24 protein-coding genes and 2 pseudogenes are annotated in these 25,176 nt (G+C 63.2%); 12 read left to right on the top strand and 14 right to left on the bottom strand.

The features are described from left to right. Positions 1 to 358 precede the first annotated feature (358 nt). Together ompR and ACMGF8_RS06380 are read left to right on the top strand one after the other, a co-directional pair. The gene (gene ompR, locus ACMGF8_RS06375; RefSeq protein ID WP_016966992.1) at positions 359 to 1,099 is read left to right on the top strand and encodes a two-component system response regulator OmpR; all 741 of its coding nucleotides are present in this window, start codon (positions 359 to 361) and stop codon (positions 1,097 to 1,099) included. 105 nt (positions 1,100 to 1,204) lie between these two features. Next, positions 1,205 to 2,518 (top strand): ATP-binding protein, encoded by a 1,314-nt coding sequence (locus ACMGF8_RS06380; protein WP_016966991.1) that lies wholly within the window; start codon positions 1,205 to 1,207, stop codon positions 2,516 to 2,518. A 129-nt stretch (positions 2,519 to 2,647) separates the two neighbouring features. On the opposite strand, the gene rimK is transcribed toward ACMGF8_RS06380, so the two are convergent. From rimK to ACMGF8_RS06395, 3 genes are read right to left on the bottom strand one after another with little or no spacing between them, the layout of a single operon-like run. Continuing rightward, positions 2,648 to 3,553: a 30S ribosomal protein S6--L-glutamate ligase gene (gene rimK, locus ACMGF8_RS06385; protein WP_007931744.1), complete on the bottom strand. Its 906-nt coding sequence runs from the start codon at positions 3,551 to 3,553 to the stop codon at positions 2,648 to 2,650. Then, positions 3,550 to 4,014, bottom strand: coding sequence for an ATP-dependent zinc protease (locus tag ACMGF8_RS06390; protein ID WP_370505884.1), 465 nt, complete (start codon positions 4,012 to 4,014; stop codon positions 3,550 to 3,552). The genes rimK and ACMGF8_RS06390 overlap by 4 nt, the downstream gene beginning before the upstream one ends. Positions 4,015 to 4,049: 35 nt before the next feature. Further along, positions 4,050 to 4,829: an EAL domain-containing protein gene (locus ACMGF8_RS06395; protein ID WP_416759054.1), complete on the bottom strand. Its 780-nt coding sequence runs from the start codon at positions 4,827 to 4,829 to the stop codon at positions 4,050 to 4,052. Between the two features lie 115 nt (positions 4,830 to 4,944). Here ACMGF8_RS06395 and ACMGF8_RS06400 point away from each other — a divergent pair, with 115 nt between their 5' ends. Next, complete coding sequence (locus ACMGF8_RS06400; protein ID WP_016966989.1) at positions 4,945 to 5,349, top strand: RNA-binding S4 domain-containing protein; 405 nt, start codon at positions 4,945 to 4,947, stop codon at positions 5,347 to 5,349. A 76-nt stretch (positions 5,350 to 5,425) separates the two neighbouring features. Here ACMGF8_RS06400 and ACMGF8_RS06405 read toward each other — a convergent pair whose 3' ends face one another. Continuing rightward, entirely contained in the window at positions 5,426 to 6,238 is an 813-nt protein-coding gene (locus ACMGF8_RS06405) for a phosphatase PAP2 family protein (protein ID WP_102862658.1), read from the bottom strand. A gap of 99 nt (positions 6,239 to 6,337) precedes the next feature. Here ACMGF8_RS06405 and hslO point away from each other — a divergent pair, with 99 nt between their 5' ends. Beyond that, positions 6,338 to 7,240: an Hsp33 family molecular chaperone HslO gene (gene hslO / locus ACMGF8_RS06410; protein ID WP_016966988.1), complete on the top strand. Its 903-nt coding sequence runs from the start codon at positions 6,338 to 6,340 to the stop codon at positions 7,238 to 7,240. A gap of 179 nt (positions 7,241 to 7,419) precedes the next feature. Beyond that, a complete protein-coding gene (locus tag ACMGF8_RS06415; RefSeq protein ID WP_060837041.1) occupies positions 7,420 to 8,964 on the top strand; it encodes a phosphoenolpyruvate carboxykinase in 1,545 nt (514 codons plus the stop codon). A gap of 62 nt (positions 8,965 to 9,026) precedes the next feature. Here ACMGF8_RS06415 and ACMGF8_RS06420 read toward each other — a convergent pair whose 3' ends face one another. The 3 genes and pseudogenes from ACMGF8_RS06420 to ACMGF8_RS06430 all read right to left on the bottom strand — a co-directional run bounded on the left by ACMGF8_RS06420 (position 9,027) and on the right by ACMGF8_RS06430 (position 10,603). Beyond that, positions 9,027 to 9,881 (bottom strand): DMT family transporter, encoded by an 855-nt coding sequence (locus ACMGF8_RS06420; RefSeq protein ID WP_207815708.1) that lies wholly within the window; start codon positions 9,879 to 9,881, stop codon positions 9,027 to 9,029. A gap of 62 nt (positions 9,882 to 9,943) precedes the next feature. Then, a pseudogene (locus ACMGF8_RS06425) lies at positions 9,944 to 10,249 on the bottom strand (HipA domain-containing protein); the annotation flags it as partial. Beyond that, positions 10,250 to 10,603 carry a DUF1493 family protein gene (locus ACMGF8_RS06430; RefSeq protein WP_110651152.1) on the bottom strand — a complete coding sequence of 118 codons (354 nt, stop codon included), beginning with the start codon at positions 10,601 to 10,603 and terminating at the stop codon, positions 10,250 to 10,252. A gap of 233 nt (positions 10,604 to 10,836) precedes the next feature. On the opposite strand from ACMGF8_RS06430, the gene ACMGF8_RS06435 reads away from it, so the two are divergent. From ACMGF8_RS06435 to ACMGF8_RS06450, 4 genes are all read left to right on the top strand, one after another. Next, positions 10,837 to 12,009 carry a tetratricopeptide repeat protein gene (locus tag ACMGF8_RS06435; protein WP_416759057.1) on the top strand — a complete coding sequence of 391 codons (1,173 nt, stop codon included), beginning with the start codon at positions 10,837 to 10,839 and terminating at the stop codon, positions 12,007 to 12,009. Positions 12,010 to 12,076: 67 nt separating this feature from the next. Further along, positions 12,077 to 13,207: a polysaccharide deacetylase family protein gene (locus ACMGF8_RS06440; RefSeq protein WP_115581380.1), complete on the top strand. Its 1,131-nt coding sequence runs from the start codon at positions 12,077 to 12,079 to the stop codon at positions 13,205 to 13,207. A 172-nt stretch (positions 13,208 to 13,379) separates the two neighbouring features. After that, on the top strand, positions 13,380 to 15,314 hold the full coding sequence (locus ACMGF8_RS06445) for a RecQ family ATP-dependent DNA helicase (protein ID WP_416759060.1): 1,935 nt from the start codon (positions 13,380 to 13,382) through the stop codon (positions 15,312 to 15,314). A gap of 112 nt (positions 15,315 to 15,426) precedes the next feature. Next, positions 15,427 to 15,861 carry an acyl-CoA thioesterase gene (locus ACMGF8_RS06450; RefSeq protein ID WP_416759062.1) on the top strand — a complete coding sequence of 145 codons (435 nt, stop codon included), beginning with the start codon at positions 15,427 to 15,429 and terminating at the stop codon, positions 15,859 to 15,861. A 180-nt stretch (positions 15,862 to 16,041) separates the two neighbouring features. Here ACMGF8_RS06450 and ACMGF8_RS06455 read toward each other — a convergent pair whose 3' ends face one another. The 4 genes and pseudogenes from ACMGF8_RS06455 to ACMGF8_RS06470 form a co-directional block, all read right to left on the bottom strand. Continuing rightward, positions 16,042 to 16,515, bottom strand: a complete 474-nt coding sequence (locus tag ACMGF8_RS06455) for a YMGG-like glycine zipper-containing protein (RefSeq protein ID WP_102862669.1) — start codon at positions 16,513 to 16,515, stop codon at positions 16,042 to 16,044. Positions 16,516 to 16,818: 303 nt separating this feature from the next. Next, on the bottom strand, positions 16,819 to 19,167 hold the full coding sequence (locus ACMGF8_RS06460; RefSeq protein WP_207815569.1) for an FdhF/YdeP family oxidoreductase: 2,349 nt from the start codon (positions 19,165 to 19,167) through the stop codon (positions 16,819 to 16,821). A gap of 4 nt (positions 19,168 to 19,171) precedes the next feature. Further along, positions 19,172 to 19,264: pseudogene (locus tag ACMGF8_RS06465) on the bottom strand (sulfurtransferase FdhD); the annotation flags it as partial. Between the two features lie 181 nt (positions 19,265 to 19,445). After that, on the bottom strand, positions 19,446 to 20,333 hold the full coding sequence (locus ACMGF8_RS06470; RefSeq protein ID WP_416759065.1) for a LysR family transcriptional regulator: 888 nt from the start codon (positions 20,331 to 20,333) through the stop codon (positions 19,446 to 19,448). Between the two features lie 136 nt (positions 20,334 to 20,469). On the opposite strand from ACMGF8_RS06470, the gene lysM reads away from it, so the two are divergent. Continuing rightward, positions 20,470 to 20,910 (top strand): peptidoglycan-binding protein LysM, encoded by a 441-nt coding sequence (gene lysM / locus ACMGF8_RS06475; protein ID WP_102862672.1) that lies wholly within the window; start codon positions 20,470 to 20,472, stop codon positions 20,908 to 20,910. Positions 20,911 to 20,971: 61 nt separating this feature from the next. Here the strand turns inward: lysM and yrfG are convergent, their stop codons facing one another. After that, positions 20,972 to 21,634 (bottom strand): GMP/IMP nucleotidase, encoded by a 663-nt coding sequence (gene yrfG / locus ACMGF8_RS06480; protein WP_102862673.1) that lies wholly within the window; start codon positions 21,632 to 21,634, stop codon positions 20,972 to 20,974. Positions 21,635 to 21,699: 65 nt separating this feature from the next. Here yrfG and nudE point away from each other — a divergent pair, with 65 nt between their 5' ends. Continuing rightward, complete coding sequence (nudE, locus tag ACMGF8_RS06485) at positions 21,700 to 22,266, top strand: ADP compounds hydrolase NudE (RefSeq protein ID WP_102862674.1); 567 nt, start codon at positions 21,700 to 21,702, stop codon at positions 22,264 to 22,266. Positions 22,267 to 22,277: 11 nt separating this feature from the next. Then, entirely contained in the window at positions 22,278 to 23,105 is an 828-nt protein-coding gene (gene cysQ, locus ACMGF8_RS06490) for a 3'(2'),5'-bisphosphate nucleotidase CysQ (protein ID WP_102863054.1), read from the top strand. 142 nt (positions 23,106 to 23,247) lie between these two features. Here cysQ and ACMGF8_RS06495 read toward each other — a convergent pair whose 3' ends face one another. Together ACMGF8_RS06495 and ACMGF8_RS06500 are read right to left on the bottom strand one after the other, a co-directional pair. Then, positions 23,248 to 23,703, bottom strand: coding sequence for a thioesterase domain-containing protein (locus ACMGF8_RS06495; RefSeq protein WP_207815564.1), 456 nt, complete (start codon positions 23,701 to 23,703; stop codon positions 23,248 to 23,250). A 37-nt stretch (positions 23,704 to 23,740) separates the two neighbouring features. Further along, the gene (locus tag ACMGF8_RS06500) at positions 23,741 to 25,147 is read right to left on the bottom strand and encodes a sigma-54-dependent transcriptional regulator (protein ID WP_115581385.1); all 1,407 of its coding nucleotides are present in this window, start codon (positions 25,145 to 25,147) and stop codon (positions 23,741 to 23,743) included. Positions 25,148 to 25,176 lie beyond the last annotated feature (29 nt).

Here is a 25,176-nt window from a genome sequence, read left to right on the forward strand (position 1 = left end):
CCACCTGACAAATGTGTGAAAGCAGGCCCGCGGGCACGGAAGTTGAGGCCCGGCGGGTCTGGTTGAGCGGCCTGGCACGCGCCGCCACCTGGATCAAAAGGCTGGCTGTTGACCCGTGAAATCGAAAAAATACTGCCGGCCCAGGCAAATAAAAAAAACCGGCCGCAGGCGTACTGATCAGATATTGCCCAACACAAAAGGCGGCGCATTATACCCAGCGTTACGGTCTTCGGGGTGATCGCCGGCCTCAGGCCGACAGCGGGTTTGCTGGCGATAGAGGAAAAATCTGCTAACAATGCACACGGTGCGTATAACGGCAGCTACGCCATAATGCGCACCGAGATTAGAGGAGCATCCAATGAGCAGCACTGCACAAACTGCTGAAGGCGAAAAAATTCTTATTGTTGACGACGATCCGGGGCTGAGCAGCCTGCTGGAGCGTTTTTTCGTCAGCAAGGGCTACCGTGCCCGCGCGGTACCGAACACCGAGCAAATGGACCGTCTGTTGGGTCGCGAAGTGTTCAACCTGGTGGTCCTCGACCTGATGCTGCCCGGCGAAGACGGCTTGACCGCCTGCCGCCGACTGCGCAGTGCCAACAACCAGATTCCGATCATCATGCTCACCGCCAAGGGCGACGAGCTGAGCCGCATCAAGGGCCTGGAGCTGGGCGCCGACGATTACCTGGCCAAGCCGTTCAACCCTGACGAACTGATGGCCCGGGTCAAGGCCGTGCTGCGTCGTCAGTCGGCTCCGGTGCCGGGTGCGCCGGGCAGCGAAGACGAAAGCGTGACCTTCGGTGACTACGAACTGTCCCTGGCCACTCGCGAACTCAAGCGTGGCGATGAAGTGCACATGCTCACCACCGGTGAGTTCGCGGTACTCAAGGCCCTGGTGATGAACGCCCGCCAGCCGCTGACCCGCGACAAACTGATGAACCTGGCCCGTGGCCGCGAGTGGGATGCCCTGGAGCGTTCCATCGACGTGCAGATCTCCCGCCTGCGGCGGATGATCGAGCCCGACCCTTCCAAGCCGCGTTATATCCAGACCGTCTGGGGCGTGGGTTATGTCTTCGTGCCGGATGGCACCGCGACCAAGTGATAGGTGATTTGTAGGAGCGAACGCCCGGGCCGGTAACGACCCGGGCGTTCGCATTCTGCCACTCCGCGAGCGCGAGCCGCTCCTGCAAAGTGTGTATTGGCTGTTATGAAAACCCCGCTGTGGTTCCCCCAGAGTTTCTTCTCCCGCACCCTGTGGCTGGTGCTGATCGTGGTGCTGTTTTCCAAGGCGTTGACCCTGGTTTATCTGTTGATGAACGAGGACGTGCTGGTGGACCGGCAATACAGCCACGGCGTGGCCCTGACCCTGCGCGCCTACTGGGCCGCCGACGAATCCAACCGCGACCAGATCGCCGAAGCCGCCGGGCTGATCAAGGTGGTGGGCAGCGGCGTGCCGGCCGGCGAGCAGCACTGGCCCTACAGCGAGATCTACCAGCGGCAGATGCAGGCCGAGTTGGGCGCCGACACCGAAGTGCGCCTGCGCATGCATGCACCGCCGGCGCTCTGGGTACGTGCCCCGAGCCTGGGGGATGGCTGGCTCAAGGTGCCGCTGTATCCGCATCCGCTGCGGGGGCAGAAGATCTGGAGCGTGCTGGGCTGGTTCCTGGCCATCGGCCTGTTATCCACCGCCTCGGCGTGGATCTTCGTCAGCCAGCTCAACCAACCGCTCAAGCGCCTCGTCTACGCTGCCCGGCAACTGGGTCAGGGGCGCAGCGTGCGCCTGCCGATCAGCGATACGCCGAGCGAGATGACCGAGGTGTACCGTGCCTTCAACCAGATGGCCGAGGATGTGGAGCAGGCCGGGCGTGAACGGGAACTGATGCTGGCGGGTGTGTCCCACGACCTGCGCACGCCGCTGACCCGCTTGCGCCTGTCGCTGGAGTTGATGGGCGCGCACACCGACCTGACCGACGACATGGTGCGGGATATCGAGGACATGGACGCCATTCTCGATCAGTTCCTGGCCTTCATCCGCGACGGCCGCGACGAGTCGGTGGAAGAAGTGGACTTGAGCGATCTGGTGCGTGAGGTGGCCGCGCCCTACAACCAGAACCAGGAACGGGTGCACCTGCGCCTGGAGCCGATCCAGCCGTTCCCGCTGCGTCGGGTATCGATGAAGCGTCTGCTCAACAACCTGATTGGCAACGCCTTGAATCACGCGGGAACGGATGTCGAAGTGGCGGCCTATGTGTCCGGTGACACCAATGCGCCGTATGTGGTGCTGAGTGTGATGGACCGCGGCGCGGGGATCGACCCTTCTGAGCTGGAAGCGATCTTCAACCCCTTCACCCGTGGCGACCGTGCCCGGGGTGGCAAGGGCACTGGCCTGGGCCTGGCCATCGTCAAGCGGATTGCCGCCATGCACGGCGGCAACGTCGAACTGCGCAACCGTCCCGATGGCGGCCTCGAAGCGCGAGTGCGCTTGCCTTTGGGCTTGTTGCTGCCACGCGATGCGGACTGAACACCTGTAGCCGCTGCCGCAGGCTGCGATAAGGGCCGAAGGCCCTTGCGCGGCCCGCAAGCGCGACTGCTGCGCAGCCGGTCACAGCCTGCGGCAGTGGCTACAGGGGCCGCCGATCGAGCGTACCCCTTAGCCCTTACCCTTGGTCCGGGTCATGTTCGGCCCGCCATTTTTCTCGATGTGTTCGATGATGATCCCTGCCACATTCTTGCCGGTGGTGGTCTCGATGCCTTCCAGGCCTGGCGAGGAATTGACTTCCATCACCAGCGGCCCGTGATTGGAGCGCAGGATATCCACCCCCGCCACGCTCAGGCCCATGACCTTGGCCGCCCGCAGTGCGGTCATGCGTTCTTCCGGGGTGATCTTGATCAGGCTGGCGCTGCCGCCGCGATGCAGGTTGGAGCGGAACTCACCCGGTTTGGCCTGGCGCTTCATCGCCGCGATCACTTTGTCGCCCACCACGAAGCAGCGAATGTCGGCGCCGCCGGCTTCCTTGATGTACTCCTGGACCATGATGTTCTGCTTCAGGCCCATGAAGGCCTCGATCACCGATTCCGCTGCGGTGGCGGTTTCACACAGCACCACGCCGATGCCCTGGGTGCCTTCCAGTACCTTGATCACCAGGGGCGCGCCGTTGACCATTTCGATCAGGTCGGGAATATCGTCTGGCGAGTGGGCAAAACCGGTCACTGGCAGGCCGATGCCACGCCGCGACAGCAACTGCAGCGAGCGCAGTTTGTCCCGGGAGCGGGCGATGGCCACCGACTCGTTGAGCGGGAAGACTCCCATCATTTCGAACTGGCGCAGCACCGCGCAGCCATAGAAGGTCACCGAGGCACCGATCCGCGGGATCACCGCATCGAAGCCTTCCAGGGGCTTGCCGCGGTAGTGGATCTGCGGCTTGTGGCTGGCGATGTTCATGTAGGCGCGCAGGGTGTCGACCACTACCATTTCATGGCCACGCTCGGTGCCGGCTTCGACCAGACGACGAGTGGAATACAGACGCGGGTTACGCGACAGCACAGCGATCTTCATGCAACACCTGTGGCAGAGGTAGTGGATACCGGGAACACCGGTTTGTCTTGTACGTATTTGATGCCCGGATTGACCACCAACTGGCCGTCGATCAGCGCCTTGGAACCCAGCAGCAGGCGATAGCGCATGGCCTTGCGGCAGGCGAGGGTGAATTCCACCCGCCATACGCGATCGCCCAGGGCCAGGGTGGTGCTGATCACATAGCGCACCTGAGCCTGGCCGTTGGAGCTTTTAATGGTCTTCATCGCCACCAGCGGCGCTTCGCAACGCCGGTGACGCAATTGCACCACGCTGCCCAGATGGGCATTGAAACGCACCCACTGTTCACCGTCGCGCTCGAAGGGCTCGATCTCGGTGGCATGCAGGCTGGAGGTACTGGCTCCGGTATCGATCTTGGCGCGCAGGCCGGCCACTCCCAGATCAGGAAGCGCCACCCACTCGCGCAGACCGACAACGGTCAAATGGTCAAAAGTCTTCAAATAGGGGAAATCCGCAATTAGCTTTTCCAGGCCGCGACCGGAACCTCGGCCAGGGCTTTGAATGCAGGTTTGGCGAACCAGTAACCCTGCATCAGATAAATTCCACAGTCGCTGAGAAAGTCCCGTTCACCAGCGCTTTCAATGCCTTCGGCAATGACTGTAACGCCCAACTCCGCACAGATTGTGACAATCCCGCGAACGATCGCCTGGCGTACGCGATCCTGGTCGACATCGCGAATCAGCGCCATGTCGAGCTTGATCAGGTCGGGTTGGAAATTCGCCAGCAAGTTCAGCCCCGAGTACCCCGCGCCGAAGTCATCGATGGCGGTCTTGAAGCCGAATTCGCGGTATTCACGCAGAATATGGGTCAAATGGCGACTGTTATCTACGTGCTGGCTTTCCAGGGTTTCGAAAATCAGCCGGTCCAGCGGGAAGTGCTGGGCGCGGGCGGCTTCCAGGGTGCTGCGGATGCACAGTTCCGGGCGGTACACGGCGTTGGGCATGAAGTTGATCGACAGGTGGCTTTGCATCTCCAACTGCGCGGCCGTGGTGATGGCCAGGGTCCGGCAGCGCTGGTCGAAACGATAGCGGTTGCTGTCGTCGACCTGGTCCAGCACGGTGTGGGCGCCTTCGCCATTGACCCCGCGCACCAGGGCTTCATGGGCAAAGATCGAGCGGTCGCGCAGATCGACTATGGGTTGATAGGCGAAGGAAAAATCGAAACCCAGTGGCGGGCTTTTTTGGCAGCCTTCGCAGCGCTTGTCCGGCGAGGTCAGGGAAGTGGGGAAATCAGTCACGGGGACTCCTCGCGTGTCAGGACGCAACCTGGGTTATTTTAGGTGAGTGGCAGGATTTATGAGAGCCCGTAGGCGGGCCGTACAGTTGCGACATTTTTCAGCAAGAGGAATTCCAGTGGCGCACAAGCAGGAAGAAGAGGACAAGGTTCGTCTGGATAAATGGCTGTGGGCGGCGCGCTTCTACAAGACCCGCGCCCTGGCCAAGGCGGCTATTGAAAGCGGCAAGGTGCATCACCGTGGCGAGCGCTGCAAGCCGGGCAAGGAGCCGCGGGTAGGCGACGAGTATCAGATTCGCGCCGGCTTCGACGAGCGCACCGTGGTGGTCCAGGCGCTTTCCATCGTCCGTCGTGGCGCGCCCGAAGCGCAGACGCTCTACACGGAAACCGAAGCCAGCATCGCCAAGCGTGAAACCGCGGCAGCCCAGCGCAAGGCTGGCGCCCTGGGGGTCAGCACCGACGGCAAACCGAGCAAGAAGCAGCGCCGTGATCTATTCAAATTCCACGGCAGCAGTCACGAGTGAAAGCGTAGGAGCCGGCTTGCCGGCGAAGGCGTCCTCAATGGGCCATTCGCCGGCAAGCCGGCTCCTACAGGTCTGATCAGCGCAGCAGGCTGCTGGAGCGGACCACACTCATGCGCGAGAGCACCGGCATCCGGGTCATCAGCTTGAATAGCGGGTGTGTCAGGCGCAGCAGGAAGTTCGACATCCGCGCCGCATACGGCGTGTAGTAGCCCCAGCCCAGGGCCAGCACCGCCAACAGCACGCCGCCGATGTAGTCGTCCTGGCCCCAGTGCGCGCCCGCCACCAGGCGCGGCATCATGAACAGCAGGGTCAGGCCCCAGACGATCAGGAACTGGCCGACGCTGCGGCTGAACATGCCCATGAACAGGCCCCAGATCAGTAGCACCGAAGCGTGGTCGCCGGGGAAGCTCTGGCTGGAGCGGTCCTTGAGTTCCCAGGTCTTCTCCCAGCCTGGGAAGTAGTCGCTCATGTGCACGGCGCCTTCGAGCACCATGGACGGGCTGTTGTGTTGCCAATTCATCAGCGCCACCAACTTGGAAAACAGCGCGCGAATCACCACCATAAGAATCAGGATCGACAGGAAGCCGAAAAACGCCCGGCGCACGTCCACCGCCTTGAACACCCAATCACCGCGAATCAGCAGGCCGAGCATGATCAGGCCCACCACGATATCGAAGGGGCGCAGGCTGGCCACGGCCCAGATGTGCAGCCAGGTGGAGTTGGTTGCAAGGGGAGTGTTGAGGTGACGGAACAGCCACTCGTCGAACATCAGGCAGTACATCTGTCCGGTCGGCCACAACCAGAATCCCAGCAGGGCCAAAGGGAGTAAATTGCACAGAACCAGCTTGCCGAGGTTCCACCTTGCTTGGAACAAACCCGGATTGTTCATAAAATATCTCCAATCACCGCAAAAACTGCACCTTCATGGTGCAAAACCGCAATTTTCGGTGCTTGTAACCTTTTTGTCATCATTCAGATACCCAGACCTATGACTGATTTGCCGGATACCGACTTCACTCAACGCTTCATCTTTGATGAGAGCGACGCCCGCGGCGAGCTGGTGGCGCTGGAGCGCAGTTACGCTGAAGTCCTTGCCAAACACGCCTATCCCGAGCCGGTGGCACAACTGCTCGGCGAGCTGATGGCGGCGGCATCGTTGCTGGTTGGCACCTTGAAGTTCGATGGCTTGCTGATTCTCCAGGCCCGCTCCGAAGGCCCGGTGCCGTTGCTGATGATCGAGTGCTCCAGCAACCGCGAGATCCGCGGCCTGGCCCGCTACGACGCGTCGCAGATCGCCCCTGACGCGACCCTTGCCGACATGATGCCCAACGGCGTCCTCGCCCTGACCGTGGACCCGACCCAGGGCCAGCGTTACCAGGGCATCGTCGACCTGGACGGCGCCACCCTGGCCGAATGCTTCACCAACTACTTCGTCATGTCGCAACAGACCGGCACCCGTTTCTGGCTCTACGCCGACGGCCGCAATGCCCGCGGCCTGCTCCTGCAACAACTGCCTGCCGACCGCCTGCGCGATCCGGAAGAACGCGAAGCCAACTGGCAGCACCTCACCGCCCTGGCCAGCACCCTGACCGCCGATGAACTGCTGAGCCTGGACAACGAAACCGTGCTGCACCGCCTGTACCACGAAGAAGCCGTGCGCCTGTTCGACGTGCAACCGCTGCGCTTCCGCTGCAGCTGCTCCCGCGAGCGTTCGGGCAATGCGCTGGTCAGCCTGGGGCTCGAAGATGCTCAGGAGCTGGTGGTGGAACATGGCGGCAGCATCGAGATCGATTGCCAGTTCTGCAACGAGCGTTATCTGTTCGATGCCGCCGATATCACGCAATTGTTTGCTGGTGCGGGCGTCGACACGCCGTCAGATACTCGTCACTAAAACGGTTCAGCGCAGGTAAATCACCTGGCAAACGCCGGAATTACGCCGTACTGACGGGAGGACCCTACTATTTTTGGGCTTTTCTGGCATAATCCGGCGCACTTTTTTCGCGGTAGTAGTGCGCGAGTTTCTACTACAAAACGTTTGGAGCACTCGGCCAATGGCCGACGGGGAACCTCATGACGCAAGCCAATAACGCCGTGTACACCGATCTGAGTGTGGATGATCTGGTCAAAGAAGCCCTGAACCGCGGTGAGGGCGAACTGGCCGATACCGGCGCTCTGGTGGTTCGCACCGGTCATCGTACCGGCCGTTCGCCAGTGGACCGTTTCATCGTTGAAGAGCCCACCACCCAGGACGCTATCGCCTGGGGCCCGATCAACCGCAAGTTCCCGGCGGCCAAGTTCGACGCCCTGTGGGACCGCGTCGAAGCCTACCTGGGCGAGCGCGAGCGTTTTGTTTCCCACGTGCATGTAGGTTCCGATCCGGCGCACTACCTGCCAGTGAAAATGACCACCGAGACTGCCTGGCACAACCTGTTCGGCCGTTGCCTGTTCATCAACCCCGAGCAGTACAACGCCGGTGGCAAAGATGAGTGGCAGATCCTCAACGCGCCAAACTTCGTTTGCGAGCCTGAGCGCGACGGCACCAACTCCGACGGCACCGTGATCCTCAACTTCGCGGCCAAGAAAGTGCTGATCGCCGGCATGCGCTACGCCGGTGAGATGAAGAAAGCCCTGTTCTCCGTGCAGAACTTCCTGCTGCCAGCTGCCGACGTGCTGCCAATGCACTGCGCCGCCAACATGGGCGAAGACGGCGACGTGACCCTGTTCTTCGGTCTGTCGGGCACCGGCAAGACCACCCTGTCGGCCGACGAAAGCCGTTACCTGATCGGTGACGACGAACACGGCTGGGGCGTGGGCGTGGTGTTCAACATCGAAGGCGGTTGCTATGCCAAGTGCATCGACCTGTCGGAAAAGAACGAGCCGGTGATCTGGAAAGCCATCCAGCACGGCGCCGTACTGGAAAACGTGGTGATCGACCCGGTCACCAAGAAAGCCGACTACGCCGACGACAGCCTGACCCAGAACAGCCGCGCCGCCTACCCGCGCGAGCTGATCGAAAAACGTGCACCGAAGAACCTCGGTGGCGAGCCTAACGCCGTGATCTTCCTGACCTGCGACCTGACCGGCGTACTGCCACCGGTGTCGATCCTCAGCGAAGAACAAGCCGCCTACCACTTCCTGTCCGGCTACACCGCGCTGGTGGGCTCGACTGAAATGGGTTCGGGCTCGGGCATCAAGTCGACCTTCTCCACCTGCTTCGGCGCACCGTTCTTCCCACGTCCGGCGGGCGAATACGCCGAGCTGCTGATCAAGCGCATCCGCGGCTTCGGCTCCAAGGTCTACCTGGTCAACACCGGCTGGACCGGCGGTGGCTACGGCGTCGGCAAACGCTTCAACATCCCCACCACCCGTGGCGTGATTGCAGCGATCCAGAGCGGCGCTCTGATCGGTGCCGAGACCGAGCACCTGGACATCGTCAACCTGGACGTGCCAAAAGCCGTACCGGGCGTTGAAACCGGCCTGCTCAACCCACGCAACACCTGGGCTGACAAAGCCGCCTACGACGAAGCCGCCAAGGCCCTGGCCGGCCTGTTCATCGAGAACTTCAAGAAGTTCGACGTGAGCGACGCGATCAAGGCTGCTGGTCCTAAGCTGTAAGCTTCGACCTGCCATGAAAAAGCCGCCCTTCGGGGCGGCTTTTTTGTGGGCTACAGAAAGCCTCACGTCTTCAGGTGCAACACCAACGCCCCCAGCAACACCAGCACCACGCCGGTCACTTGCACCGCCGTCAGCCGCTCCTTGAAGAACACATAGCCCAGCACCGCGGCGATGCCGCCGGACAGGGTGCTGATCACCGTCACCACCGACACCGAGCCGCTCATGGCGCCCCAGGAAAAGGCGAAGAACGCGCCCAGGTTCATCAGGCTGGTGGAGGCCAGCAGGCCGCAGTTCTTCAGCGGCGGGATCTTCAGCCCGTCCGCGACTTTGAGCACCATCAGCAGCATTACTGCGCTGCCCACCGCGTAACCCAGCCAGAGCATGCTGATCGGCCCCAGTTGCGGCAGGGTGTAGCGGCCCTGCAGCCAGAAGCTGGTGCCATACAGAACGGCCGAGAGCAGGGCGAAGAAGATCGAGCGGCCGGCGGCGGTGCTGTGGGGCAGTTTGCTGTCCGAGTGCAGGCTGGAGAGGATGACGCCGATCACGCACAACAGGATGCACATGAGTTGCAGCAGGCTGATCTGTTCGCCACTGGCCCAGGACAGCAGGGTGGTGACCACGCCGTAGGAGGTCACCAATGGGGCGACGATGGAGGCTTTGCCCAGGGCGAAGGCCTTGCCCAGGGCCAGGGCGCCGGAGACGGTAAAGGCCGCGGCGAGCACGCCCATCAGCCAGACTTGCGCGGGCGCGGCCAGGGCCTTGTAGAGGATGGCGGGAAAGATCACCAGCAGCAGGCTCATCAGGGTGAACCCCAGGCTCTGGCTGAAGAACACTGCCCGTTTCACGCCCACGGCGCGGACGTTGAGCCCCACGAGAAAATCGGTGCCGCCCCAGAGCAGGGCGGCGAGCAAGCCCATCAATACGTCCACTGACTGTCCTTGTCGATTGACGGGTTGGAGGAGTCCAACGGCCGTGCTGTTTACTGCTGTGCGAGTCGAAACGCCGGCGCCATGCGTTCTTGTTCACGCCGGGACAGCCCCAGGGCCTGGGCCAGGGTGGGCCATTGGCGAACCACGCTCTGGCAGTGTTCGATGATGCCTTCTGCCTCGGCACGACCGAGGCGGAAATATGCCGCTACTTCCCGTGCCAGATCAAGGTCCAGCGCATTGTCGGCTTCGCTGATGTTGAGTTTCAGCCCGCTGGCCTGGGCGCAGGGGTTCACGTCGTAGGCCGGGGACAGGCGCCAGCCGCGCCCGGGTTCGAGCATGAAGCCATGGTTGCGCAGTTAGAGCGCTTCCAGCACCTGGGTGTCCCAGCGTTGTTGCCTGATCGCCTGGTACAGCATGCCGATGGTCAGCGGCACCTTGTCGCCCCGGCCCTTGGCCCGGCGTTTCTGGAATGGGTCGAAGCCTTCTGGCTGGAAGTAGCGATAGCTGTCGAAGTCGACAAAATCGATCACGAACTGCTCTTCCAGGGCCTGCAGCAAATGCCGGGCGTCGGCGCCGTCGCAGCCCAGGTCGAGGTTGATGGCGGTGCTCAGGCGCAGGGTCTTGCGTTCGGGCAGGCCGATTTCTTCATGCAGCAACTGCAGCAGTTGGCGCATGGTGGCGTCGTCGGGAAAGCCGGGGGCCAGTTGCATGATCGGAGTTCACTTGCGGCGTTTGAGAAGGTGCAGTGTACGGTGATTCTCCGGCTGAGTTGCAAGTCACCAAGTGGTTGCGCCAGCGGGCCATTTCGAGAGATCGGCACTGTTTTTTTGCCCGGTATTTCCCTGGTTGGACCGAGCATTGGCGGGCAAAACTGTGTATGGTTCGCCGCTGGCTGGTGGGCCGGGGCAGAGGCCCGGTCATCCTTATCTACAGGGATTTTGTTATGGCTTTTTTTCGCCTCGCGGCGCTGTTGTGGCTAGGGATGCTGGCGGGTTCGGTACAGGCTCAGGCCCTGTCGATTCAAGTGCTGGACGCGGTGGCCAAGGGCGCGCCACTGGCCGATGTCCAGGTGCAGCTGCAACAGGGCGCGACTCAGGTAGCAGGTAGCACCGATGCCCAGGGCCGGGTCACCCTGGCGGCCCAGGTGGCCGATTCGCCGGCCAGTGAGCTGTTGATCCGTAAGGCCGGTTACGCCGACCTGCGGGTCAAGTGTCCTTGCCAGGGGCTCAACTACGCCCTGAGCCCGGTGCTGGACAACCCGGAAAGCCTGCGAATAGTGCTGAGCTGGAGCGCGCCGGGAGAGGACCTCGATGCCCACCTGAGTTATCCCCACAAGCTGTTGTACTTCGCCACCGGCAAGGGACCCGGAGCTCGTCTGGAATCGGACAGCAGCGACAGCAGCCGGCCGGAGACCATCACCATCGACCAGCGTGTGCCGGGCGACGCCTACGTCTTTGCCGTGCACGACTTCACCAACAGCACCAGCTATGAAGCGTTGCGCCTGGGCCGCAGCCAGGCGCGGGTCTTTGTCTATAAAGGCGCTGCGCTGATCCGCAGCTACCGCGTGCCGCAGAACCGCAAGGGCAATCTGTGGGTGGTGTTTCGCCTGACCGCCGATGGCCGCCTGCAGGATATCGATCGGCTGCTGCTAGGCAGCGAGGAGCCGGAATCGGTCATGAGCGCTCTTGACCCGCTGCTGGAAAATGCCAAGTCCATCGATGAAGTGGTGGGTGCGGACTTCGGACCGGTGGATGCCAAGAGCCTCAACCTCAAGGGCGAGGAGTCTTACCGCAAGGGCGATTTCGGCGGGGCGCGGATCTTCTACAGCGAAGCCATCGAGCTGGAGCCGGGCTTTGCCCAGGCCTACAGCAACCTGGCCCTGGCCAATCGCAAGAACAGCCGTCCCGACGACGCCATCGCCGCGGACCGCAAGGCCATCGCCCTGGCCAGTGGCCCGGCCGCATCGACCATTCGCGCCAGTGCCTACTACGACATGGCGCGCATCTACGAGGACGCCGGGCAGTTGGCCACGGCGCTTGAGCACTACCAAAAGGCCCGGGAGCAGAAGGCCAACCCGGTGTACGACAAGGCCATAGAGCGGCTGCAAAACCGCTGATCACACAGGCAGAAGTTATCTCCACAACGCGCCGACAGTGGCGCGTTGTGCATTTATGGAGGTTGGTATGCGAATTGGTGTTCTCCCCTGGCTGCTGGCGCTGTGTCTGTCCAGCGGCGTGGCCCGGGCGGCCGGGCCGCAGGTGTTCGCCACCATCGACCGCAGTGGCTGGCCGAATGCCCTGACCAGCACCGCGGAATTCGACACCGCCTCACGGGGCGAGATTCTGATGTTCGGCAAAGCGCTGCTGGCCAGCGAAGCCTTGGATGAACAGGCCTTGAAGCAGCGGCTAGGAGTCAGGCAACTGGATCTGAAGTCAGTGAATCAGGTGCGCCAGCGCTTCTGGGAGTTGCTGTTGAACAACTACCGCTTGGCCAGCCGGGACTGTGAAGGTACGCCGTTCTGCCTCCCTGTACGCAATCTCGGTGAGCTGCGGCAACTGGTGGCCAGTTTTACCGGGGAGAGTAAATCCACTTATGGGGCGTGGGCCGAGGCCAGCACCCGGTTTCATCAGCTGTACCTGAATGAGCAACTGCGCCTGGCGGCGCTGTTCACCGTGGTCAGCAGCGAGATCCAGCGCATGGGGCCGACGGAACGCCTGGGGGACGAGCTGGCGGACCGGGAGTTCCTGCTGACCTTCGATGACGGGCCGAGCCTGCGGGGTGGGCATACCGATCAACTGATCGATGTGCTGCGATCCAAGGATCTGCATAGCCTGTTCTTTGTTCTGGGGGACTCGTTTCAGGCGCGCCTGAGTCAATCTTCGGCAGGGCAGATGCGCCAGTTGTACGATGGCCAGTGTGTGGGTGTACACGGTTGGGAACACAAGTCCCACGCCTCGTGGAGCGAGTGGCAGCATTCGGTGATCCACAGCGCAAACCTGGCCAACCGCACTCTGGCGGATGAATACCAGCCGCTGTTTCGTCCGCCCTATGGGCAGCGACGCGCTGACAGTGCCGACTTCTTCAAGGCCCAGGGGCTGCAACTGATGCTGTGGAACATCGACTCCCAGGACTGGAGCAAAAAGGTCAGCGCCGCAGCCGCAGCCCAGCGGGTGCAGACCCTGATGCTGCTCTGGCGGCGCGGCATCATCCTGTTCCATGACACCCACGCCAAGGCCGCCCAGGCGGTGCCGGCACTGCTTGAGGCCAATCGGCACAATGGTGTGCAATGGCTGGACTGCCGAACTTTGCGCTAGGCCCAGGCTCCCTATCGTCGGTAAGCCGACTCCTGGGTAGGAGCCGGCTTACCGGTGAAAGTGCTCCCGCCCGGTATCATCCGGTATCTGTTTTCCCGCGACCTTTTCTCGAACCGCCGACCTGTGCCGCTAGTCTTCAAGGACAGGTCAGCGGTCAAAAGAAGTGACCCTTATGCACAGCACCCTCGAACAGGTCTTCGGTTATCCACAGTTTCGTCCGGGCCAGGAGGCCGCAGTCAGTGCGGTGCTGGCTGGGCGCTCGGCGGCGGCGATCTTTCCCACCGGCTCCGGCAAGTCCCTGTGCTACCAATTGCCGGCCTTGCTGCTGCCGCACCTGACCCTGGTGGTCTCGCCGCTGCTGGCGTTGATGCAGGATCAGTTGGCCTTTCTCCAGCGTCATGGCATTGCCGCCGCCAGCATCGATTCGGCCCAGAGCCGCGATGCAGCCAATGACGTCATGGCCCGGGCCCGCTCCGGTGAACTGAAGATCCTGATGATCTCGGTGGAGCGTTTGAAGAACGAGCGCTTCCGCAACTTTTTGCAGCAGGTGCCCATCTCCCTGCTGGTGGTGGATGAGGCTCACTGCATTTCCGAATGGGGCCACAACTTCCGTCCCGACTACCTGAAACTGCCGGACTACCAGCGCCAGTTCAACATTCCCCAGGCCCTGCTGCTGACGGCCACGGCGACGCCCAAGGTGATCGCCGACATGCAGGCCAAGTTCGCCATTGATGCCGCTGACGTGGTGACCACCGGCTTCTACCGGCCCAACCTCAACCTGCTGGTGGAGCCGGTGCGCGGCGCGGACAAGCGCCGGCGCCTGGTGCAGTGGATGGGTGAGCGGGCCGGGCAGCCGAGCATTGTCTACGTGACCCTGCAAAAGACCGCCGAGCAGATCGCCGAGCACTTGAGTCACCAGGGCATCGCCGCCGAGGCCTACCACGCCGGTCTGCCCCACGAGCAGCGTGAGTCGATCCAGCGCCGGTTCATGGAAGGGCGCAGTAACTGCATCGTCGCGACAATCGCCTTCGGCATGGGCATCGACAAGAGCGACATCCGTAACGTGGTGCACTTCGATCTGCCCAAGTCCATCGAGAACTACAGCCAGGAAATCGGCCGCGCCGGGCGCGACGGCCAGCCTTCGGACTGCCTGGTGCTGGCCAACCGCGACAGCCTCAACGTGCTGGAGAACTTCGTCTATGGCGACACCCCGGAGCTGAGCGGCATCCGCTGCGTGCTGGATGAGTTGCAGGCGTCGGTGCCGGACGGACAGTGGGAGTTCCTGCTCGGGCCCCTGGCGGACCAGAGCAACGTTCGCCAGTTGCCGCTCAAGACCCTGCTGGTGCAGTTGGAACTGCGGGGCCTGATCGCTCCGCGCTACGCCTATTTCGCCGAATACCGTTTCAAGCTTCTTGAGGAGCCCCTGGCCCTGCTGGCGCGTTTCGAAGGCGAGCGCCGGGACTTTGTCGAAGCCATCATCAACACCTCGAGCCGGGCCCGGACTTGGGCCACGGTGAATTTCGACGCGCTCTACGAGCAGTACCAGGCGCCGCGCACCCGGGTGGTCAAGGCCCTGGATTACTTCCAGGAGAAGGGTTGGGTGGAGCTGGAAAGCAAGCAGATGACCGAGGTCTACAGCCTGCTGCAAACCGACTTCGATGCCGCTGCCTTGAGCACTGATCTGCATGCTTATTTCACCCGGCACGAGGGCAGCGAAATAGCGCGGATTCACGCCATGCTCGACCTGTTCGCCACGGAGCAGTGCCTGGGGCACCGCCTGGCGCAGTATTTTGGTGACGATCAGGCGCCCCAGCGTTGTGGGCATTGCTCGGTCTGTCACGGCCAGGTGGCACGACTGCCGGAGCCACCCGTGTTGCCCGCGCTTGTGGATAAAAACTTCAACGGGTTGTGCGGCGATTTTATCCACAGGCATCAGCAGCACACCGGCGATGTGCCGGGAGCAGAGCGGCTGACGCGTTTTCTCTGCGGCATCAGCGTGCCTTTGTTCACCAAGCTCAAGGCCCGCAGCATTCCCGGTTTCGCGGCACTGGAGGATTACCCTTACGCCGCCGTGCGGGAGTGGTGCGAGGCTCATCTGGCTGCCTGACAAGCCACCGGCGCAATGGACGCAAAAGGGTTTGCCCAGGCTTGGCTGTCTGCGGTGAAATGCCGGGCGATCAACCGATCGCCCGGCCTTCAATCCAAGGGAGAGAGCCCCGATGTCCGAGCCTATGCCGCAACGTGGCGACTATCGCCACTTCCAGCCGATCATCACCCGCTGGCACGACAACGACGTCTACGGCCATGTGAATAACGTCACCTACTACAGCTTCTTCGACACGGCGGTGAACACCTACCTGATCGAACAGGGCGGGCTGGACATCCATGATGGCGAGGTGGTGGGATTCGTGGTCAGCTCGGCTTGCGACTACTTTGCGTCCGTCGCCTTTCCCGAACGTATCGAGATCGGCCTGCGGGTCGGCAAGCTGGGCAACAGTTCGGTGCAGTACGAACTGGCGGTGTTCAAGGTGGGAGAGGCGGATGCCTGTGCGGCGGGGCGTTTCGTCCATGTGTTCGTGGATCGGGAGTCAAACCAGCCGGTGCCGATTCCGCCCGCGTTGCGAGCGGCTCTGGAGCGTCTGCTGCTGGCGTGAACTTCGATACTCGATCTCAACCCCCGGCACTGGCACTTGTAGCCGCTGCCGAAGGCTGCGATCAGCTGCGCAGGAGGCGCCAAACCTCAATCCACGTGGCAACTGACCCACCGCAGCGCCTGGCTTGGCGAGGCCTGCGGCCTCGTGCGCAGCCTGCGGCAGCGGCTACAGGGCGGGGGGTCAGTCGCGATAGTGACGGTGCTTGCGATGCCCGTAGGCATGACCACGGCCACGGTGGCCGTCGCGGTAGTAGCGGCGGTCATCGCGGCCACGGTAGTCGCGATCTTCCCGGGCGCTTTCGTTGCCCATGTAGTTGCCCAGGGCACCGCCGGCGCCACCGCCTGCCGCGGCGCCGATCAGGCTGCCGGTATTGCCGCCCATGCTGCGGCCCACCACGTTGCCGCCGGCTGCACCCAGGGCGCCGCCAATGGCCGCCTGGCCACGGCTGCGTTTGTCCGCACCCACCGCGCTACCGCCGGCACCGCCCAGGGCCGCACCAATGGCCGAACCGGTGTTGCCGCCGATCTGCTGACCGACCACCGAGCCTAGAACCCCGCCCAATGCGCCGCCCACACCGGCTTCAACGGTGCCACCGGCAGAGGCAACGCCGCTGACCAGGCCAAGGGACAACAAGAGAATCGAGGAGAACTTCATACAGGAGCCTCAAAGGGATGACGGCGCGATCCTGAGGCCGGACCACGCCGCTTACAAACGAAATCCGACGAATAGCACGAGTTGTACACAATCTCGTAACTTACTGTTTTTATTGCGGAACTTAAGTGAATTTCGCCGGTCTTTAGCTACTTCGCAATGGCCGCTTTGTTAACAAAGCGGCCTTTTTTGTGCCTGCGGTTCAAGGCTGTGCAGCGGCTTTGAACCGCAGGCAAGCCGGCGCCTACGATTCACGCGCTAACGGTAGGCGCTGGCTTGCCAGCAAAGAGGCCCTCAAGCCAGGAATCAGGCCGAGCGAGCCATGATCAGGCCGTTGTCGCTGGCCGCTTCCAGACGGATGGCGATGAACTTGGACGTCGGGGTGTGGCTGCCGTCGCCGGTGCTTTCCAGGGGCACCAGCGGGTTCACTTCCGGGTAGTAGGCGGCAGCCTGGCCGGCCGGGATGTCGAAGGCCAGCAATGTGAAGCCCTTGACCCGACGCTCGCGGCCGTCATCCCACAGGGAAACGATGTCGGCTTTCTGCCCCGGCTTGAAGCCCAGGCGGATGATGTCCGCTTCGTTGGCGAACAGCACGTCGCGCTGGCCCTTGACCCCGCGGTAGCGGTCATCGAGGCCGTAGATGGTGGTGTTGTACTGGTCGTGGGAGCGCATCGATTGCAGGATCAGGTCCGGCAGTTGACCGGTGGCCCGGGTGCGTTCGTGGATCAGGTCCTTGGGCAGCAGGTTGGCGCGGAAATTGGCCCGACCCGAAGGGGTGTTCCACTGGCGAGAACCGGCGCTGTTGCCCAGGTAGAAACCGCCCGGGTGCTTGAGCCGTTCATTGAAGTCCTTGAAGCCGGGAATGGTATCGGCGATCAGGTCGCGGATACGCCCGTAATCCGCCGCCAGCCAGTTCCAGTCCACCGGCTGGCTGCCCAGGGTCGCGGCAGCCATGCCCGCAACGATCCACGGCTCGGAGCGCATCTGCGACGACAGTGGCTGCAATTGGCCGTTGGAGGCGTGGACCATGCTGAAGGAGTCTTCCACGGTCACCGCTTGCGGGCCGCCGGCCTGCAGGTCGATGTCGGTGCGACCCAGGCACGGCAGGATCAGCGCGTCCTTGCCGTGGGCCAGGTGGCTGCGGTTGAGCTTGGTGCTGATCTGCACGGTGAGGTCGCAATTGCTCAGGGCCTGGAAGGTCCGCGGGCTGTCCGGGGTGGCCTGGGCAAAGTTGCCGCCCAGGCCGATGAACACCTTGGAGCGGCCTTCGAGCATGGCGTGGATCGCCTCGACCACATTGTGGCCGTTGTCCCGAGGGACCTTGAACTGGAAGCGCCGCTCCAGGGCATCGAGGAAGGCCACCGGCGGGCGCTCGTTGATGCCCATGGTGCGGTCGCCCTGTACGTTGCTGTGGCCGCGCACTGGGCACAGCCCGGCGCCGGGCTTGCCGACGTTGCCGCGCAGCAGCATCAGGTTGGCGATTTCCTGGATGGTCGGCACCGAGTGGCGGTGCTGGGTGATGCCCATGGCCCAGCACATGATCACGTTCTTGCCCTTGGCGTACATGCGCGCTGCCTGCTCGATTTCCACCAGGGTCAGGCCGGACTGCTCGACAATCTGCTCCCAAGGGGTGTCGTCGAGGGTGCCCAGGTAATCGAGGACGTGGGCGGTGTGGGCATTGAGGAAGTCGTGGTCGAACACTGATTCTGCGCCGGCTTTCTGCGCATCACGCTCCCACTGCAGGAGGAACTTGGCCATGCCGCGCAACAGCGCCATGTCGCCGCCCAGGGCCGGGCGGAAGTAGGCGGTGTTGGTCGGGCGATTGCCGTTGGTGAGCATTTCGAGCGGGTTCTGCGGGTGCTGGAAGCGTTCCAGGCCACGCTCTTTCAGCGGGTTGATACACACCACTTGGGCGCCGCGTTTCACCGCTTCGCGCAGCGGTTCGAGCATCCGCGGGTGGTTGGTGCCGGGGTTCTGGCCCCAGACGAAAATCGCGTCCGCATGTTCGAAGTCGTCGAAGGTCACGGTGCCTTTGCCGACCCCGACGCTTTGCGCCAGGGCTACGCCGCTGGCTTCGTGGCACATGTTCGAACAGTCGGGGAAGTTGTTGGTGCCGTAGGCGCGGACGAACAGTTGATACAGGTACGCCGCTTCGTTGCTGGCCCGGCCCGAGGTATAGAACTCGGCCATGTCCGGGCTGGGCAGGTCGTTCAGGTGCTGGGCGATCAGGCTGAAGGCGTTTTCCCAGCTGATGGGTTGGTAGCGGTCGGTTTCGGCGTTGTAGCGCATCGGCTCGGTCAGCCGGCCCTGGTACTCCAGCCAGTAATCACTTTGTTCCAGCAGGGAGGTGACGCTGTGCTTGGCGAAGAAGGCCGCGTCCACCCGGCGCTTGGTGGCTTCCCAGTTCACCGCCTTGGCGCCGTTCTCGCAAAACTTGACCATGCCGCTTTCCGGCGAATCGCCCCAGGCGCAGCCCGGGCAGTCGAAGCCGCCGTTCTGGTTGGTCTTGAGCATCATGCGGATGTTCTTCAGGGCGTTGTCGCTGGTCAGCCAGGCCTGGGCCACGCTGATCAGGGCACCCCAGCCACCGGCCGGGCCCTTGTAAGGCTTGTAGCGGGCAACGGGTGTCTGATCGGCTTGGTTGTGTGTACTCACAGGGGTTCTCCATCGCGGGGCTGTGGACCCGCGGCGCACGGTTCTGCGGCAGGTGGACAAGGTTGAGGCGGTGATGACGCGGCCATTGCCCGGCCTGGCGGGTGTCTGCGCTGGCGGGCGCTCAAGGCGTCTGTGGGTCTGGCTGGCGCCGAGCGCGAGGGCGGGAGTTGCCGGGGCTGGCATTGAATGAGGGACCAGCGGCCATCGGGTCCCAAGACTAAGCGCGGCATTGTGTCGCGTCTAATTGCTAGTACTGATCTATTGATAGATGGCGTCGATCAAGAAGGGCTGAAGGATTCCTGGTAGAGGGTAAAGCAGGCTTGTGCCAGGGCTGAGCGCGGCGCGCTGCGGCGCATGATCAGGCCCAGGCGGGCCAGGGTCTGGGCGTCGGCGATGGGATGCAGGCGCAAGTGTTCGGTGACGATCTCCAGGCCGCTTTCCAGGGGCATCACTGCGCAGCACAGGCCGCCGTGGACCATGCGCAGTAATTGATGGACGGCGTCGGTCTGCAGTACCGGTTGCGGCTGCAGCCCGCGAATGTGGAAGTGGTGGTCGATGGACTGGCGAAAGTGCATGCCGCTGGTGAGCAGGCCCAGGGGCAACTCGATCAGCGCCTCCCAGCTCAGGGGCTGTTCGCCGAAGCTGAAATACCGCTGGTCATAGAGCAGGCCCATGTGGGTCGGGTCCAGGGTCAGGAAGTCGAAGTGCTCGCTGTCCAGGCGATCCAGGTAGGACACGCCCAGGTCCAGACGATTGCTCGCCAACTGTTCGAGGATCTGCTCCGAGCTCAGTGACGAGAGTTCGAAGCGCAGGTTCGGGTGTTCGGCATGCAGGCGCTGCATCAACGGCAGAGGGTCGAAGCTCGACAGCGGCACCACTCCCAGGCGCAGGGTGCCCACCAGATTGCCCCGGCACGCGGCGGCCTCGGCCAGCAAGCCGTCATAGGCGGTCATGACGCTCCGGGCCCAGGCCAGCACCCGTTCGCCAGGAGCGGTAAAGCCTTCGAAGCGCTGGCCGCGGTTGACCAGGGGCAGGTCGAGTTCTTCCTCGAGGCTGCGCAGGCGCATGGACAGGGTTGGCTGGGTGATATGACAGCGCGCGGCAGCCTGGCCGAAGTGGCGGGTTTCGTCGAGGGCGATGAGGAATTTCAGCTGCTTGAGGTCCATCTTCGCTCCGGAGCGGCAAAAGGCCGGGATTCTACCGTGGTGGCCGGGCCTTGGGTCACTGGTCGCCCGGGAACCTCATTGTTCCAGGCTGGTCTAGTCTTTCGCGTCTGGATCTATCAACCAAGGAGTGTGCGACATGAGCATTTTCAGCTTTGTGAAAGAAGCCGGTGAAAAACTGATCGACCTGCTGACCCCGGGCAATGCCAATGCCAGCGAGCAGCTCAAGGAGCACATCGAAAAGGTTGGCCTGGGCAATCCCAATGTTCACGCCACGGTGGAAGGCGACAAGGTGATCGTCAGCGGTGAAGTGGCGAGCCAGGAAGAGAAGGAAAAAATCCTTCTGGCCCTGGGCAACATCGCCGGTGTCAGCAGTGTCGAGGACCAGATTACGGTGACCGGTCCCGTGGTGGTTTCTGCGGTGTTCGTCACCGTGAAGAAGGGCGATACCCTGAGCGCCATCGCCAAGGTGCAATACGGTGACGCCAACAAGTACAACAAGATCTTCGAGGCCAACAAGCCGCTGCTGTCCCACCCGGACAAGATCTACCCGGGCCAGGTGTTGCGCATCCCTGAATGATCGACCCTCTTCGCCGGCGATGCCGCTCCCAGTGCCGGAGCGGGATCGCCCGCGAAGGCTTTCACAGCCCTTCGATCAATTCCCGGTAATCTCCCACCGCCGCGAACTCCGCCGTATCCTTCGGCCCTTTGCGGCTGTCTGGCTGGCTCACCGCGAGCAACTGCGCTACGCCGAAATCCCGCGCGCTGCGCAGAATCGGCAGGGTGTCATCGATAAACAGGCTGCGGGCCGGATCGAACTGAATATCGGCCTGCAGTGCATCCCAGAACTGTGGATTCTCCTTGGGGAACCCGTAGTCGTGGGAACTGATCAGGCGCTCGAAGTAAGGCGCCAGCTCGATCCGTTCCAGCTTCAATGACAAGGAATCACGATGAGCGTTGGTGATCAGGATCACCCGCTTGCCGGCCTTCTTGATCGCCGCGAGAAAGGTGTCGGCATCCGGTCGCAGGGCGATCAGGTGAGCCGTCTCCAGCTTCAGTTCACGCACCGAGAGTTTGAGCTCGGTACTCCAGAAATCCAGGCAATACCACTGCAACTGGCCGGCGTTGCGTTCGAACAGCGGTTGCAGTTCCAGCTCGGCCATGGTCCGGCTGACCCCGTGCAATTCGGCGTAACGCTGGGGCAAGTGTTCCATCCAGAAGTGGTTGTCGTAGTGCAGGTCCAGCAGGGTGCCGTCCATATCCAGCAGGACGGTATCGATATCGCACCAGGGCAGCAGGGCCATTGAACACTTCTCCAGCGGTAAGAAAACAGTCTGTATAGTAACCCGCTATCGCCAAGGAGCCCGCTATGCGCCAGAAACCCACTGTACTCGCCCGCGAGATCGTCGCCACCAGTCGTCTGTTCTGTGTCGAAGAGGTGCAGTTGCGGTTTTCCAATGGCGTCGAGCGCACCTATGAGCGCCTGGTGGGCAAAGGGGCCGGTTATGGCGCGGTGATGATCGTGGCCATGCTCGATGCCGAGCATGCGGTGCTGGTGGAGGAGTATTGCGGCGGCACCGACGCCTACGAGCTGTCACTGCCCAAGGGCCTGATCGAGCCGGGTGAAGATGTGCTGGCGGCGGCCGAGCGTGAACTCAAGGAGGAAGCCGGGTTTGGCGCGCGGCAACTGGAGCATCTGACCGAGCTGTCGCTGTCCCCGGGCTACATGAGCCAGAAGATCCAGGTGGTGTTGGCCACCGATTTGTATGAAGAGCGCCTGGAGGGCGATGAGCCGGAGCCGATGCGGGTCGACAAGGTCAACCTGCGTGAGCTGGCCAGCCTGGCGCAGAATCCTCAATTCAGCGAAGGCCGGGCCCTGGCCGCGCTGTACCTGACCCGCGACCTGCTGAGCCAGCGCGGAGCCTTTCCAGCATGAGCATGACTTCGATGAATTTTCCCCATCCTTTATTGGCTCCGGTGGCCGAGCTGGCCTTGCGCGCTGGCGAGGCGATCCTGCCGTTCTGGCGCGCCGACGTGGCGGTCAACCACAAGGCTGACGAGTCGCCGGTGACCGCCGCCGACCTTGCGGCCCATCACTTGATCGTGGCTGGCCTGACGGCGTTGGACCCGAGCATCCCGGTGCTGTCCGAAGAAGATGCCGACATTCCCCAGGCCACTCGCGCCGGTTGGCAGCGCTGGTGGCTGGTGGACCCGCTGGACGGTACCAAGGAGTTCATTTCCGGCAGTGAAGAGTTCACCGTCAACATCGCCCTGATCGAACAGGGGCGGGTGGTGTTTGGCGTGGTGTCGATGCCCACCAATGGCCGTTGTTATCTCGGTGGTGCTGGCCTTGGCGCCTGGCGTGTGGATCAGGGGCAAGCGCCGCAAGCGATCCAGGTGCGTGAACAGCCAGGTGTTGGCGAGGCCTTTACCGTGGTGGCCAGTCGGCGCCATTCGAGCCCGGAGCAGGAGCGCTTGTTGGGTGGCTTGAGCGCGGCCCTGGGTGAATTGCAATTGGCCAATATCGGCAGCTCGCTGAAATTCTGCCTGCTGGCCGAAGGCGCAGCCGACTGTTATCCGCGCCTGGCGCCGACTTCCCAATGGGACACCGCGGCGGCCCAGGGTGTACTCGAAGGGGCGGGTGGCGAAGTGCTGGATCTTGCCGGTGCGCCGTTCTGCTATCCCCCCCGGGAGTCGTTGCTCAACGGCTTCTTCCTGGCGCTACCGGCCAAGGCGGCGTGGCGCGGCAAACTGCTGGAGCTGGCCCGCGCCTGATCGCCCCACGGCGACTTGCCTCTGCCACCTTTTGTGTAGGAGCCGGCTGGCCGGCGAAGGGGCCCTTGAGCCCTGTGCAAGAATTTCCGGCCTCTTCGCTGGCAAGCCAGCTCCTACAGAGTTGAGCAGGTTCCGAAACGGGTCAGCGGTGCAGGACGTACTGACCGGCAAAGCGTACGGCGTCGTCTTCGCTGCCGACGTTGACCACACGGCTGTGCAAGGTCAGGCGGGCACGACCGTGGCGCTGGTACATCGCAAGGAATTTCTTCCAGACCTTGTCTTCCGGTGCCGAGCAGATGGCCACGGCATCGCCGGTGACCGGCAGCGGGTAGCTGATCTGGCCTTCCTGGATGACGATATGCCCGTCATCTATCCCTTCTTCCTTGAGCCGCAAATGCAGCCAGCCCCAACCGGCCAGCACCGCACCGCAGTACAGGCTGCCGCCGAACATGGTGCTCTTGTGGTTGACGTTGGCCTCCAGCGGCAGTTGCAGGCGCAGTTGCTGCGCCTGCCAGTCGAGCACCTTCAGGCCCATGTCCCGGGTCAGGGGAATGTCGTGGTGGAGGATGGATTCCAGGTAGCGACTGTCGCGGTTCATGCACGGGCCTCAAGGGTGGAAGGGTGGATGGTGCGGTTCATTCGGACTCATCGCCGGGCTGGCTGGCACCGCTGTCGGCGAAGCTCAGGCCGTGTTTGCGCAGCTTGTCGTGCAGGGTCTTGCGCGGAATGCCCAGGGCTTCGGCAAGGCTACGCATCGAACTGTGGGGTTGCGTCAGTTCGGCGGCGATCAGGCTCTTTTCGAAGTGTTCCACCTGTTCGCTCAGACCGCCGGCAATCAACGTCGGGGAGGCGATGGCAGCCTGCTCCGGCTCGCTGTTGTCCAGGGCCAGTTCCAGACCCAGCGCGAAGCGCTCAGCAGCGTTCTGCAGTTCCCGCACGTTGCCCGGCCAGCGATGCCGCAACAGCAGGGCACGATGCCCGGGTTGCAGTTCCTGGGGTGGCAGGCCGTGGCGGGTACTGGCCTCGTCGGCAAAGTGCTGGAACAGCATCAGTATGTCCTCGCCTCGCTCGCGTAGCGGTGGAATGCGCAACGGGGCCACGTTCAGGCGGTAGTAGAGGTCGGCGCGGAAGCGGCCCTGGTCCGCGGCCTGGCGCAGGTCTTCCTTGGTCGCGGCGATGATGCGGATGTCCAGGGGGATCAGCTGGTTGCCCCCCAGGCGTTCCACCACCCGCTCCTGCAGCAGGCGCAGCAGCTTGACCTGGACATCCAGGCTCATGCTTTCGATTTCGTCGAGGAACAGGGTGCCGCCGTTGGCGAATTCGAACTTGCCGATGCGGCGTTTCTGCGCGCCGGTGAAGGCCCCCGGTTCGTGGCCGAACAGTTCGCTTTCCACCACCGACTCGGCCAGAGCGCCCGCATTGATGGCCACAAATGGCCCGTTGCGCCGCCCCGAGAGGTCATGCAGGGCGCGGGCTACCACTTCTTTGCCGGCGCCGGTTTCACCCAGGATCAGCACATCGGCGCGGGTCGCCGCCAGGGCGCCGATCTGCTGGCGCAGGCGCAGCATCGGCGCTGACTGGCCCACCAGCCTCGCGCTCAGTTCCTGGCGGTCGCTGAGGGCCAGGCGCAGGCTGCGGTTGTCCAGCACCAGGCGCCGCCAGTCCAGGGCGCGGCGCACACTATCGAGCAGGGCATCGCTGGCGAAGGGCTTTTCCAGAAAGTCATAGGCACCGGCGCGCATCGCCTGCACCGCCAGGGGCACATCGCCGTGACCGGTGATCAGCAGCACCGGCAGTTCCGGATCCTGGGCGTGCAGCTGGTTGAGCAGTTCCAGTCCATCCATGCCGGGCATGCGGATGTCGCTGACCACCACCCCCGGCCAGTCCCGCTCCAGGCGCGGCGCCAGGCCCTGGGCCTGGGCCAGGGACAGCACCTTGAGCCCGGCCAGGTCCAGGGTCTGGCTCAGGGCCTGGCGCAGGTGCGGATCGTCGTCGATCAACACCACTTGCAACTGAGGGTCGAGGCTGTCGGGACGGGTCATCGCTCAATTTCCAGGTCGTGTCGTGGCCG

The sequence above is a fragment of the Pseudomonas sp. BNK-7 genome, from assembly GCF_048072025.1.
Classification (GTDB): Bacteria; Pseudomonadota; Gammaproteobacteria; order Pseudomonadales; family Pseudomonadaceae; genus Aquipseudomonas; species Aquipseudomonas danubii.